Origin of the sequence: Caballeronia sp. ATUFL_F2_KS9A (assembly GCF_023630765.1) — a bacterium.
Lineage (GTDB): Bacteria > Pseudomonadota > Gammaproteobacteria > Burkholderiales > Burkholderiaceae > Caballeronia > Caballeronia zhejiangensis.
Window position 1 is genome coordinate 205,990 of sequence record NZ_JALQEK010000032.1, and the last position, 13,183, is coordinate 219,172.

Annotated in this window: 12 protein-coding genes; all 12 read right to left on the minus strand. The window is 63.1% G+C overall.

The features are described 5' to 3' along the window. Positions 1–194: 194 nt before the first annotated feature. The 12 genes from NCS67_RS21730 to NCS67_RS21785 all read right to left on the minus strand — a co-directional run bounded on the left by NCS67_RS21730 (position 195) and on the right by NCS67_RS21785 (position 13,165). On the minus strand, positions 195–1,580 hold the full coding sequence (locus NCS67_RS21730) for a GntP family permease (RefSeq protein ID WP_008348044.1): 1,386 nt from the start codon (positions 1,578–1,580) through the stop codon (positions 195–197). Between the two features lie 142 nt (positions 1,581–1,722). After that, positions 1,723–2,445: a GntR family transcriptional regulator gene (locus NCS67_RS21735; protein WP_175980857.1), complete on the minus strand. Its 723-nt coding sequence runs from the start codon at positions 2,443–2,445 to the stop codon at positions 1,723–1,725. A gap of 136 nt (positions 2,446–2,581) precedes the next feature. Continuing rightward, positions 2,582–5,317 carry an ATP-dependent Clp protease ATP-binding subunit gene (locus tag NCS67_RS21740; RefSeq protein WP_034470945.1) on the minus strand — a complete coding sequence of 912 codons (2,736 nt, stop codon included), beginning with the start codon at positions 5,315–5,317 and terminating at the stop codon, positions 2,582–2,584. A 100-nt stretch (positions 5,318–5,417) separates the two neighbouring features. Beyond that, positions 5,418–6,323 (minus strand): LysR family transcriptional regulator, encoded by a 906-nt coding sequence (locus NCS67_RS21745; protein ID WP_008348049.1) that lies wholly within the window; start codon positions 6,321–6,323, stop codon positions 5,418–5,420. A gap of 77 nt (positions 6,324–6,400) precedes the next feature. Further along, positions 6,401–6,838 (minus strand): type II 3-dehydroquinate dehydratase, encoded by a 438-nt coding sequence (gene aroQ, locus NCS67_RS21750; protein WP_033536205.1) that lies wholly within the window; start codon positions 6,836–6,838, stop codon positions 6,401–6,403. An 81-nt stretch (positions 6,839–6,919) separates the two neighbouring features. Next, positions 6,920–7,765, minus strand: coding sequence for a shikimate dehydrogenase (aroE, locus tag NCS67_RS21755; RefSeq protein WP_250436788.1), 846 nt, complete (start codon positions 7,763–7,765; stop codon positions 6,920–6,922). Further along, positions 7,765–8,985: a CaiB/BaiF CoA transferase family protein gene (locus NCS67_RS21760; RefSeq protein ID WP_250436524.1), complete on the minus strand. Its 1,221-nt coding sequence runs from the start codon at positions 8,983–8,985 to the stop codon at positions 7,765–7,767. Before NCS67_RS21760 ends, aroE begins: the two co-directional genes overlap by 1 nt. Continuing rightward, positions 8,985–9,452: a MaoC family dehydratase gene (locus NCS67_RS21765; RefSeq protein ID WP_250436525.1), complete on the minus strand. Its 468-nt coding sequence runs from the start codon at positions 9,450–9,452 to the stop codon at positions 8,985–8,987. The genes NCS67_RS21760 and NCS67_RS21765 overlap by 1 nt, the downstream gene beginning before the upstream one ends. Positions 9,453–9,454: 2 nt before the next feature. Continuing rightward, positions 9,455–9,847, minus strand: a complete 393-nt coding sequence (locus NCS67_RS21770) for a VOC family protein (protein ID WP_250436526.1) — start codon at positions 9,845–9,847, stop codon at positions 9,455–9,457. After that, the gene (locus tag NCS67_RS21775; RefSeq protein WP_250436527.1) at positions 9,844–10,794 is read right to left on the minus strand and encodes a ketopantoate reductase family protein; all 951 of its coding nucleotides are present in this window, start codon (positions 10,792–10,794) and stop codon (positions 9,844–9,846) included. Before NCS67_RS21775 ends, NCS67_RS21770 begins: the two co-directional genes overlap by 4 nt. Before the next feature lie 182 nt (positions 10,795–10,976). Beyond that, a complete protein-coding gene (locus tag NCS67_RS21780; RefSeq protein WP_250436528.1) occupies positions 10,977–12,047 on the minus strand; it encodes an SDR family oxidoreductase in 1,071 nt (356 codons plus the stop codon). A gap of 209 nt (positions 12,048–12,256) precedes the next feature. After that, positions 12,257–13,165, minus strand: coding sequence for a PilZ domain-containing protein (locus NCS67_RS21785; RefSeq protein WP_250436529.1), 909 nt, complete (start codon positions 13,163–13,165; stop codon positions 12,257–12,259). Positions 13,166–13,183: the final 18 nt, after the last annotated feature.

Below are 13,183 nucleotides of genomic sequence, written 5' to 3' on the forward strand. Positions count from 1 at the left end.
AACATCGGCAGCGACAATCCCTGGACCTTCGCCCTTGCCATTCTGCGAGGCCTAGGCAGCTTGGCCACCCTAGGCTGGGCTTTGGGCACGGTTGTAGCCGTGGCCGTCACGAAGCTGCGCACGCGCGGTGATCACGCGCTTCGTCTGGAGTCGTCAGCGCTCCGATGACTGATTGCCGGCGTGTTCCCTGCAGTTCAGCCAACGTGGACTGCCGCGTTGAAGATCAGCGCCATCACCAGGCCAACCACAGCCACGATGGATTGAACCACCGAGATCGTTTTGGTGGCTTCGCCCATCGTCATGCCGAACGATTCCTTCACCATCCAGAAGCCGGCGTGGTTCGCATAGTTGAAGAACAGCGAACCGCAGCCGATGGACAAGGCCAGCAAAGGCAGGTTAAGGCTCGGATCGGCGCCGGCCAGCGGAGCCAGCAGACCCGCCGCGCCGACGATTCCCACCGTCGCCGATCCGGTGGACACGGACAGCAACATCGCGATCAGCCATCCGAGGATCAGCGGGGGAAAAGCGAAGTGCTGCGTCAGATGCACGATCGCCTCACCCACCTTCGCACTGGTCAGCATTTCCTGAAACGCGCCGCCGCCGGCGATGATCATGATGATGGAAGCAATCGGCTTGAGGCTGTTGCCGAGCGCGTGACGCAGCTTTTCGGCATCGCCGCCCCGGGCGAGGACCAGCGCCGCAACTGCGAAAAGTACGCCCAGCAGCATGGCTATCAGCGGATTGCCGAGGAAGCTGGCAACGTGCAGCATCGGTGCGTTCTTCGGCAACACCATCTCCGCCACCGCATGAACCAGCATCAGGATGGCGGGCAACAGGGCCGCCAGCACGCCGAGACCGACCCCGGCGCGGTGGCCATTGTCGGACTGTTCGACGACGGTGAACTGGTCCAGCAAGGCCTGATCGGGCCTGGTGCTCATGCGCGGCGAGATGAACGCGCCATAGAGCGGGCCGCCCAGAATCATCGCGGGAATGGCCGCCAGAAAGCCGTACAGCATGGTCGGCCCCACCGAAGTCTTGAGCGTGGCGATAGCCGTCAAAGGACCCGGATGGGGCGGCACCATGCCGTGCATCGCGGCAAGAGCCGAAATCACGGGCACGCCGACGTACACATAGGCCGAGCCCTTGAACCGGGCATGGCTTTCCAGCTTGCGCGCCACGCTGAAAATCAAGGGAAGCATGACGACCAGCCCCACTTCGAAGAACATCGGAATGCCGACCACGAAAGCCACGAGGGTCATCGCCCAGGGAATCATACGGTCGGAGGCACGCCTCAGAATGGCCTCGGCAATCTGCTCGGTAATGCCCGCATCCGCGAGGATTTTGCCGAGCATCGCACCCAGCGCGATGACGACGCCCACCGCGCCCAACGTCTTGCCCGCGCCGTTGGTCAGATGCTTGACGATGCTTCCCGGCTCCATGCCGGTTGCGAACCCTACGCCGATTGAAACGACGAGCAAAGCGAGAAGCGGATGCATCTTGATGCGCGACACGATGAGCGCGACAAGCAGCACCACGCTGATCAGCGCGGTCAGCAACAAATCGATATCTAGACTGGTCATGGAATGAATCTTAGGTTTGGAATGGTTTGCCGAGCGTGCTCGTCAATCGATCGTGCTCGGAAAGGGAAGCATGGTCGCGTCGGCTTCAGGCGAACGGCCCTGAACCGGCTGCGCATGCCGTCTCCCAATCGCGGTTCTTTGGCTAGCGGATCTCCGCCTGATAGATGAATTCGCTGGCGGGTCCGCGCGAACGGCGCCACTCGAGCGGCTGCCGATCGTAGCCGAAGGCGAGACGCTCGATGACCACGGCAGGCGTCCCCGGCTCGATGTTCAAAAGCTTCGCGTGTCGCGAGCCGATGGCTTCGACGGTAAGGGTTTCCGTGGCGGATGCCACGATCTGATTGCACTGCGTCTCGTAGACCGGGTAAAGGAGGTCGCCGATCTCGCCCACGTCCATCTTCGCAAACGCCGCAAAACGTGCGTAGGGCAACCAGATCTCTTCGGCGAGCATCGGAACGCCGTCGATCAGCCGCACGCGCGACATCTGGATCACGCGCGCCGTGCTCGATATCTGCAGTCTCGCGGCTACCGCCGATGGCGCATCGACCACGTCCCGGCGCAGTATGCGACTCTCCGGAATGCGCCGTTCGCCTTGCCGTGTTTGAAAGCGGAAGAAGCGAAACAGGGAGCCGTCGAAGTTCGCGCGCCGTACGAAGGTCCCTCTTCCCTGAAAGCGCTCGAGCATGCCTTCCGCGACGAGCAGATCGACGGCCTTTCGCACTGTGCCGACAGCAAGGCCGTAGCTTTGAGAAAGCGCCTGCTCGGTCGGGATCGCTTCGCCCGGGCGCCATTCACGAGCCGCGATCAGGGCAACCATTTCATCCCGCAGGCGCTGATAACGGGGTAAGCGGCCATCGGCCTGCATGATCGTCTCCATCGAATTCATATATATGATTACATGTTTTCTCTCCGAATGGATCGGGGATAACCCTGTCGGATCATGACGCGACCGTCGCCCGTCGGCTTGAACGACGCGAGGTTTGGCGTAGTGATGCTCGCGGTCAAGGTGTGGGCGGCGTGCCCTCGCCCGCCTGATTCGCCAGTCCCGCGCGCTTCACATCGAACGCGAGCCGCTTGTTCTCCGCGTCGTAGTGGCACTTCACTTGTGCGCCCTCGGTAACGTCGCCCTTGAGCATTTCCTTCGCCAACTGGTTTTCGATCGACTGCCTGATCTGCCGACGCAGTTCGCGCGCACCGAACTCGGGACGGTAGCCGACGTCCGCGAGATGATCGACGACGGATTCGTCGAACTCCAGCACGACGTCCTGGCTGTGCGCGAGGCGCTGCACCTGATCGAGCATCAGCCGAACGATCTGGCGCACCTCATCGCGGCCGAGCGAGGAAAACAGAATGATGTCGTCGATCCGGTTCAGGAACTCGGGCCTGAAATGCTGGCGCAGCACGCTCATCACGCCATTCTGAACCGATGCGTCCGCATCGCTCGCGTTGGTCGTGAATCCGAGCGTCGCGCGCTTCTGACCGGCGATCACGTCAGAGCCGAGATTGCTCGTCGCGATGATCAGCGTGTTGCTGAAATCGACCACGCGGCCTTTGCCGTCGGTCAGGCGCCCGTCGTCGAAGACTTGCAGAAGCACGTTGTACACATCGGGATGCGCCTTTTCGATCTCGTCGAGCAGGATCACGCTATAAGGCCGACGCCGCACGCGCTCCGTCAATTGCCCGCCTTCGTCATAGCCGACATAACCCGGCGGCGAGCCGATGAGCCGCGACACCGCGTGACGCTCCATGTATTCGCTCATGTCGACGCGCAGCATGGCGTCTTCATCGCCGAAGACGACTTCCGCCAGCGCTTTCGCAAGCTCCGTCTTGCCCACACCCGTCGGCCCGAGGAACAGGAACACGGCGATCGGCCGGTTGCGGCCCTGCAAGCCGGTACGTGCGCGCCGCACCGCGTCCGACACCGCAACGACCGCTTCTTGCTGCCCGATCACCCGCTTGTGCAGGCGCTCTTCCATTTGCAGCAGACGGGCACGCTCCTCCTCGGTCAGTTGAGTCACGGGAATACCGGTGATCGTCGCGACGATCTCGGCGACGTGCGCGACCGTCACCGTCGACGTGTTCGTGCCGACGCGCTGCTTCCAGCTATCCGTGGCATCGCCGAGTTGCTTTTCCTTCTGCGCGATCTCGCTGTCCAAAGCATGCGCGCGGTCGAACTGCTTGCGCGATGCCGCATAGTCCTGTTCGCGTCGCAATTGCGCGAGCTCGGACTCCAGTTCGAGGATATCGGCGGGGCGCGATGTGGCCGACAGATTCACGCGCGCCGCGGCCTGATCGACGAGATCGATCGCCTTGTCAGGCAGAAAGCGCCCCGTGATATAGCGATCCGACAGTTCCGCCGCGCCGACGATCGCATCGTCCTGGATCGTGACCTTGTGGTGCGCTTCGAGCCGGTCGCGCAGTCCACGCAGGATATTGATGGTCTGCGCGACGGTCGGCTCCGCGACCAGCACCGGCTGAAAGCGCCGCTCGAGCGCCGCGTCCTTTTCGATGTGCTTCTGATACTCGGCAAGCGTGGTCGCCCCGATCATGTTCAGCTCGCCGCGCGCCATCGCCGGCTTGAACACGTTGGCGATATCCAGTCCGCCTTCGCCGCCGCCCTGCCCCGCGCCGACGATGGTATGCACTTCATCCACGAACAGCAGCAGCTTCTCGCGATTCGCGGTGATTTCATCGACGACCTGCTTCACGCGCTCCTCGAACTCGCCGCGATACTTCGCGCCCGCAACCAGCGAGTTGATGTTCAGCTCGACGAGGCGCTTGTCGCGGAGCGACTCGGGCACATCGCCGTTGACCATGCGCTGCGCGAGCCCTTCGACGACCGCGGTCTTGCCCACACCCGGCTCGCCGATCAGCACCGGATTGTTCTTGCGCCGGCGCGCGAGCACTTCGACCATGGTTTCGATTTCGCGCGCGCGTCCGATCACGGGGTCGAGATGCCCTTCACGTGCGAGCGCGGTGAGATCGCGGCTGAACTTGTCGAGATGCGGCGTGCGTGACGGCGGCCCGTCGCCGCGCGGCGGTCCGCCCGCGCCGACCGTCTGCGCGGTCTGCTGCCTGAGCGCCTGCTGATCGACACCGAGCTTGCCGAGCAATTGGCCCGCGAAGCTGTCGGGTACATCGGCAAGGCCGATCAGCAAATGCTCCGGCGCGACGTAGCTATGCCGCAGCTGACGCGATGCGAGAAAAGCGCGGTCGAGCGCGCTCTTCAGACGAGGCGACACGGCGATCATGCCGTCCGGCGGCGGGCTCGCGCGCTCGCGGCGTTGCGCGTTGGCGTCGATGAAGCCGCGGACTTCGGCCGCATCGATGCCGATGCTCTTGAGAATCGACTCGATGACGGCGTTGTTTGCAAGCTCGTAGAGCAGATGTTCCGTGTCGACCTGCGAGCAGCCGGATTGCACGGCGCGCTCGGCGGCGCGCATCAGCATCTCTTTCGCGCCGTCGCTGAAGTATCGGTCGATGTTCGCGCCTTCGTTTTCGTTGCGCCGCACACCGGCATCGCGCGGTTCTTGCTGTGCGGCACTTTCGGGCGCGGACGCCTCGCCGGGCGCGCCGCCCATGAACAGCGATTCGAGCGGCGAGAGCGCGCGCTGGTGCCGCGTGAGCTGCGCATAGTGAAAATCGCACACGTCGATGACGTGACGGCGGCCGTTGCGCAGCACTGCGAGGCGCACGGTCGCGGGCCGTGCGCCGCATACGTCGCACAAGTGAGCCATATTCGTCTCCTAGGTCGTGGCAGGGCACGCCGCCCCGGAGAGGAATTTGCTGCAACCGTTGTTCCTGCGCCCGGCGGAACGACGATTGCTACTCGCCCGTCTAGTTTTTCGCGAGGAACAGCTCAGCGACGACAGAGCGAAGCCAGCGGTTTCCCGCTTCGTCGTGATACTTCGCATGCCAATGCTGCCGCACCGCGAACTTCTCTACCGGGAACGGGCAAGAGTGAACCGCAAGGCCATTCACTTTTGCCAAGGTTTCTCCAATGTTTCGCGGCAGCGTCGCGATCAGGTCGGTTGATTTGACAATCGATCCAAGCCCAAGCATTCCCGGAAGCTCCAGCACGACATCACGTTCGATTCCATCGCGCAATAATGCCTGTTCGAGTAACTGCGCACCCGTGCCTGCGGCGATGATGACGTGCCCTTCGCTGCGGTATTGCTTCAGTGTCAGCTTCGCGCGGACGCGCGGATGGTCCGGGTTGGCGAGACACACCCAATCCTGCATATAGAGCTGTTGCTGATACATTCCGCCGCCGAGCCACGGAACATGACCGATCGCCAGATCGGCCTCGCCAGATTCGAGCGCGCGCTCGGTGTTGCCGTCGATCCGCGCCGCCTCGAGACGGATGCCCGGTGCCTTGGCGCGCACATAGGCCAGCATCCGCGGAAGCAAGGTGATATGACTCGCGTCGGTCATGCAGATGCGAAACCGTCGCTTCGCCGTGACCGGATCGAAAGAAATCTCCCACGACGAGAATCTGCGAAGCGACTCGAGGATTTCCCTGCACGGACCGATCAGCGCATCCGCCTGAGGCGTGGGCGTCATGCCGCCTGGCGTGCGAATGAAAAGGGGATCCTGCAGATGTTCGCGCAAGCGCGCGAGCCAGATGCTAACGGTCGGTTGGGCCTGTCCAAGCTGCTCCGCTGCACGCGTGACGCTGCGAACGTCATAGAGCAGATCGAAGAGCTGAAGCAGCTTGAGGTCGGGCAGATCGGGCGTGGTCATGCATCCATTGTAGAACGCAATGTCGCTCTCGCGACCATTGCATCAGAGATGACGCACACCGGACCTGACTTTGTTTGTCACGCTGCCGCGGACACCGCCGCGCGCAGACCAAGGGAATAGCTTTCGATACCGAACCCGCATATCTGCCCCTTGACGATTTCCGCGAACACCGAATGATGACGGAAAGCCTCGCGTGCATGGATGTTCGACATATGAATCTCCACGACGGGCACGGTCAGAATGGCGAGTGCATCGCGGATGCCGTAACTGTAATGCGTCCATGCGCCCGCATTGATGAGCACGCCATCGACCTTGTCGGCAAACGCCTGATGGATGCGTTCGCACATGTCGCCCTCGCTGTTGCTCTGATAGCTTTCGACCGTTACGCCGAGTTGATTCGCGAGCGCCTGCAATTTCTCATCGATGTCGGCGAGCGTGGCCGTGCCGTACTGAACGGGATCTCGCTTGCCGAACATGTTGTGGTTGACACCATGCAGCATAAGAAACGTTTTCATTCTTTCGTCCGAGTCTAATTGCAGACCGTTAATGTTCATTCCACCGATGTCTTCTCGACCGCTGCGCCTCTTTTCGCCGGATCAATCGAGCGGAACGGTCAGCCGCTCGATGAGCGCGCGCGTTTCTGGACGCACGCCCCGCCACCACGCGAACGCCTCCGCAGCCTGCTCGACCAGCATGCCCACGCCGTCAGCGATACTTTTCACCCCTGCATCGCGCGCCAGCCGCAAGAAAGGCGTGAGCCCCTTCCCGTAAGCGAGTTCATAGGCGCTTCCGCCGGCGCTGAAGACACTCGCTGGCACCGGCGGCAGTTGCCCGGTCAGGCTCGCGGATGTCGCGTTGATGACGAGGTCGAAGCGCCCCAGTGCCGCCAGGTCCGCATACCCGCACGCGGTGAGCGATCCGCCAGCAGTGTTCGATCGGGCGACCTGTTCGACAAGCGCACGCGCCTTGTCCACATGCCGGTTGGCGACGACGAGCTCGGCAGGCCGTGCCGCGACGAACGGCAGCAACGCGCCGCGCGCAGCGCCGCCCGCGCCGAGGATCAGGACGCGCTTGCCGACCATCGGCTGATGCAGGTTGACTTCGATGTCGCGCACGAGTCCGACGCCATCGAAGTTTTCGGCGATGATTCGGCCGCCCTCGAACTTCATCGCGTTGACCGCGCCCGAGAGCTGCGCTCGTTCGCTGCGCTCATCGGACATGGCGAATGCAGCGAGTTTGAACGGCGCGGTCACGTTCATGCCGCGGCCGCCCGCTGCAATGAAGCGCTTGACGCTATCGGAGAAGCCGCTGGCAGGTTCCACAGGCCCTTCGATGGCCTCATAGCTCATGTCCTGGCCGGTCTCTTGCGCGAAGAAGCCGTGGATGAACGGCGACTTCGTGTGCCCGATCGGATTGCCGATGACCGCGTATCGATCGCTCATCATGCCCCCGGCTTCGAGAACAGCACGCCGTCGGTCTGCATCGCATCGATCTCGGCCGCGCTGAAGCCCAGCGACCGCGCGACTTCCTCGTTGTGTTGCCCGAGATCGGGGCCGACCTCGCGAATCGACGTATCGCAGTCCGAGAAGCGAAACGGCAGGTTCGGCAGACGCAGCGTGCCCAGACGCGGATGCTCCTGTTCGATCACCATGCCGCGCGCGACGATCTGCGGATCGGCCACGACCTCGTCGATGCGTTGCACCTTCGCGCAGGGCACATCGACGCTGTCCAGCAGCGCGAGCACATCGGCGACGTTGCGTGCAGCGACCCACGGCTTCACGACCGCGAGAATGGCCTCGCGGTTCGCATTGCGCCCGTTCAGGCTGTGCAGGCGCGCATCGGTCGCGAAGCCCGCGGGGCCGCCATTTTGCTCGACGGCCGCGCCGAAGCGCTTCCACGATTCGTCGACCTGCGCGGCGATGACCAGGTCGCCATCGTTTGCGCGGAACACGCCGTATAAAGTCGATGTCGGCATGTCATGACCGGTCTGCTCGGGGACCACGCCCTGCATCGTGTAGCACTGGACGGCATATTCGTGCATCGAGAACAGCGTGTCGTATAGCGCCATGTCGATATGCTGGCCGCGTCCGCTCTTCACGCGGCCGAGCAAGGCAGCGTTGATCGCGGCCACCGCATGAATGCCGGTGTACATGTCGCCGAGCGAAATCCGCATGAGCGGCGGCGGTTCGCCCGGGTTGCCGATCATCTGCATGATGCCGCTCTTCGCTTCCGCGATCAGCCCAAAGCCTGCGCGATGCGCGTCCGGACCCGTGTGACCATACGCCGAGATCGAGCAATAGACGAGACCCGGATTGCGCTCGGAGAGCGCGGCATAGCCGAGGCCGAGCTTATCCAGCGCACCGGGGCGATAGTTCTCGATGAACACATCCGCCGAATCGCACAGGCGCTGCATGAACGCCTTGCCCCGCGGATCTTTCATGTCGACGCTCACGCCGCGCTTGCCCATGTTCAACTGGAGGAAGTAGGCGCTTTGCTGGTCGTCGAGGATCGTCGCGTGCTGGCGGCCTGCATCGCCGCTGCCGGGACGCTCGACTTTGATGACTTCGGCGCCGAGCGCGGCGAGACAGCGTCCGACATAGGGACCGGCGAGAAAGTGGCTGTAGTCGACGACGCGAAAGCCTTCGAGGGGACGGGCTTGCATCAGTAGGCTCCCGGACGGCGCGGGACCATCAGACGATGCTCGCCGCGTTGAACGACTTCGCCGTTCTGGTTGATCAGTTCGGACGGCAACACGACGATGCCCCAGCCCGGACGGCTCTTGCTCGCGCGCATGGACGTCACGCGAAACTTCACATGCAGCACGTCGTTGACCTTGATCGGCAGCACGAAGTCCCACGTCCAGCCGAGCGACATGCCCGGCAGGAAGCGATAGTCGCTCTGTGTCTTGAGGCCATCGGCGATCGACAGCCCGAACAGGCCATGCGCGACGATCGACCCGAAGTGGCTCGCGTTGGCATAGTCCTCGTCGACATGCACCGGCGTATGGTCGCCCGTGAGATCGGCGTAAGCGAGAATGCGTTCCTTCGTGACGGTGTAGGTCGGGCTGACGCACTCGTCGCCTTCCTGCGCATCGTCCCAGTATTTCTCGGTGATGTTGATGGTGCTCATGCTCACGCCTCCGCGCGTGGATTGATCGACAGCGCCTGCGCGACGCATGTGGCGGGTCTTGCCTGAATGAGTTCGATGGCGAGCCCGTCGGGCAGACGCAGCCAGTTGCGGCCCTGCGTCATCTCCGTGACGCCGAACGGCTGCGCGGCGGCGAGCGCGGCTTCGAGGTCCTCGCACATCACGCCCAGATGCGCGAGCCGGCCTTCGGGACCGTCGTAAGTCGGATCGCTGATGAACTGGAGTCCGCCGAGTGCCCAGTACTGACGCGGCTCGTCGCGCGGGCCGTCCACTTCGCGCATGGTCATGCCGAGCACTTCTTCGAAGAAGCGAATGTGCCAGTGGATATCCTTCACCCAGATCGCGACGTGTTCGAGATAGGCTTTGGTTGCGCTCATGCCGCGCGCTCCTCATTCTGGCGGTCGGTCATGCCACGCTCGATGCCTTTTATGCACGCCACGAGCGTCGAATTCACCGGCGTCGGCACGCCGAGCCGTTCGCCCCATCGCACGACCGCGCCGTTGATGAAGTCGATTTCGGTGACGGACGACTTCTCCAGGCTTTGCAGCATGGAGGTCTTGAACGCGGCCGGCAGTCCTTCGGCGGCCATGTTCCAGGCGTCTTCCGCACGCGTGATGGAAAGTTCGATGCCGGCCGCCTTCGCCGCGGCCATCGCTTCCTCGATGGCGGCAAGCGAGGTCGCCTTCAGCACCGGTTCGCTGTAAAGCTGCCCATACGTCAAACGCGTGATGCCTGTGATGGCACCGGTCGCGACGTTGATCAGCAGCTTGTCCCACATCGTGCCGAGGATGTTGTCGCTGACCGTGGTCGTGAGCCCCGCGCTGTTGAACGCTTCCGCCACGGCTTGGGCGCGAGGCGTCACGCGGCCGTCGAGCTCGCCGATGATGGTGATCTTTCCGGTCACGCCGGACTGGATGTGTCCCGGTGCGCGCAACACGCCACCGACGTAAGTCTTGCCCGCAAGCACGCGCTCGCGTCCGACGATATCGCTCAGCACGTCTTCGTGACCGAGGCCGTTCTGAAGGGACAGCACGAGCGTCTCGGGGCCGATGAGGTCGAGCGCGCCGCGCATCGCCGGATCGGTGTGGAAGGATTTGACCAGTACGATCACGACGTCCACCGGCCCGACGTCGGCGGGGTTCATCGTCGCGCGCACCTTGACGCGGCGCGTGCCGCGTTCGTCGTCGACTTGCAGGCCGTCGCGGGACATGGCCTCTACGTGCGCCGCGAACTTGTCCACGAGCCACGTCTCGTGACCCCCTTCGGTCAACGCGGCGCCGATGGCGCAGCCCAGCGCGCCCGCGCCCAGAAATGCGATCTTCATACATGTCTCCTCGAATGGAGACGAAGATACGATTCCGCGCACACTCTGGCAATGCAATGAATGCAATAGCGATATTGCCTATGGCAATTCAGATGTGGACTGAGCTATTCGGTAAGGGAAAGTACCAGGACGCTCGGTGCGGTTTTGTACCGGACGACGAGACGTCCGGCATATCGGAGGCTTCAGCTCGGAATGATGCGAAGCGTCTTCAAACGATCGAATAGCGCAATGAAAGAGTCGGGCGTGCTTTGATAGTCGAGAAAGCCTGCCTTGCGGCTCTTGCTCATATCGGTGAGCATCTCCATGGGCCGCCCCAGATCGGCGTCCGTGTGCCACCAGGACGCGAGCTTGCCGATATCGGCTTCGGCAAGATGGTGGCGCGCGGCGATTTCACGCCACGCCTCGCCCGCATCCTGCATGCGATCTTCGAGCGGACGCATCGTGCCGTCGAATTCCACCGGCTCGATTCCGAAGTAATTCGCGACGAGCGACCACATCCACTTCCAGCGGAACACGTCGCCGTTGACCACGTTAAATGCTTCGTCGCGGGCGTTCGGTGACGTCGCCGCCCATTCCAGATGACGCGCCAGCAGGCGGGCATCCGTCATGTCGGTAAGGCCGTTCCATTGGGCTGCGGACCCGGGAAATATGAACGGCGCGCCGCTCGCCTTGCAGAGCGTCGCGTACACCGCGAGTGTCACGCCCATGTTCATCGCATTACCGACCGCGAAGCCGATGACCGTATGCGGACGATGAACGCTCCAGCCGAAACCGAACTGCCTGGCGGCGTCGAACAGCCGATCCTCCTGCTCGTAGTAGAAATTATCGACATCCTGCCGGCCCTGCTCCTCGCGAAACGGCGTCAGCGGCACGCTGCCCTTCGCATAGGCTTCGAACGGCCCCAGATAGTGCTTGAGCCCTGTGACGAGCGCAGCGTGCTTCAGCGTGCCGGAAGGTCCGAGCGCCTCGAGTACATGACGAACCATCGCGCCGTTGACGCGGATATTTTCCTGCTCCGTCGCCTGTCGCGACCATGCCGTGAAAAACACATGCGTGAATTGCTTCCCGCTCAACGCGCGCTGCACCGATTCGGCCGATGTGAGATCCGCCGTAATCGATTCGACACCGTCACGCAAGGCGGAACGTCCGCGCGAGAGTCCGGTGATGTGCCAGTCGCCGGATGCGAGCAGATGGTCGGCCAGATTGCCGCCGACGATGCCGGTGGCTCCAATGATGAGTGCTCTTTTGTCCATGATGTGAATGGTTCGCCTTTCCAGGTACGTGCGCAGTGACGCGCGTTATCGATCGACATAGGGTCGACCGAAAAGCCCTGGATTGGTTTCATGCCGATGCGAACGAGCGGCAAGGCTCGTCGGCCGTTTCGGGCGACGCGCATCATTCATCGATGACCCAGGCGGCGCGATACGTCGATGTCGGCGGCGCTCCGCGATTCGCGTCGTGTTCAGCGCAACTGCGCCGCACTGCCCGTTGCGGCTTCGAACATGTGATGCCTCAGAAGCGCCATGGTATCCGCCTGTTGGCTGCTGAACTCGGCGCCTATCAGGACGCCGCCGTCGACGCGCCTGACATTGCGCGCGATGCAGTTGAACACGACCGCGTGAGACTTACCTCCGGCGCGCAGGCGCAGTCCTAACCGGAAGTGTTCGGCGACGTTGACGAGGGCGTCGGAGGCACGGAAGGCGACTCCGCCCAGACTCACGTTCGTGACCGAAATGTCGAACCCGGCGGCGATACAGTCGTTTCTAATGAGCCGTCCCGGCATCTCCGTCGAAACGCGCACATGGTTGCGCACGACCTGAGTCTTCACGGACTCGGGCCATGCGAGATAGATGACGCGTACCGGCGTCTCGCTTCGTCCGATCACGGTGCTGCGAAACTGATGGATGTGACGCCCTCTGAGCGCACTGCAAGCGACCTCGGCGCCGGTTTCGAACAACTCGTGTCCGTCCGTAGCGGTCACGAGCAGCGCGCGGCCGGTAATGGAACCAACGAAGTCGGTCTGACAACGCAGCGTTCCGCTTCCGTCGACCGTCACCTGGATGCTGTCCAGCGTCTTCGGCAGCATTCCAGTGTTCGCTATGGGCTCGTCGAGGATGGCCTCGCCCGATTCCTCTTCATGTTTGGCAGTCGAGATAAGTATTCCGGCTGGCCGGGGTGCGCTTTCGTTCGATGCACTCGTCACCGCATCCTCGCTGCGCAAGCCCCCGGCCGCCAGAATCCGGTCGCGCTGGCTCTCCGACTGAACCCGATATCCGCGCGCCAGAAGGAGCTTGCCGGCTGCGGAATACACGGCGAACGGAAGCGGCGTACCAATTTGCAGTTCGCGGGCGGTGATCTTGACGAGGGCCATGTCCGTTGCCCCGAGACA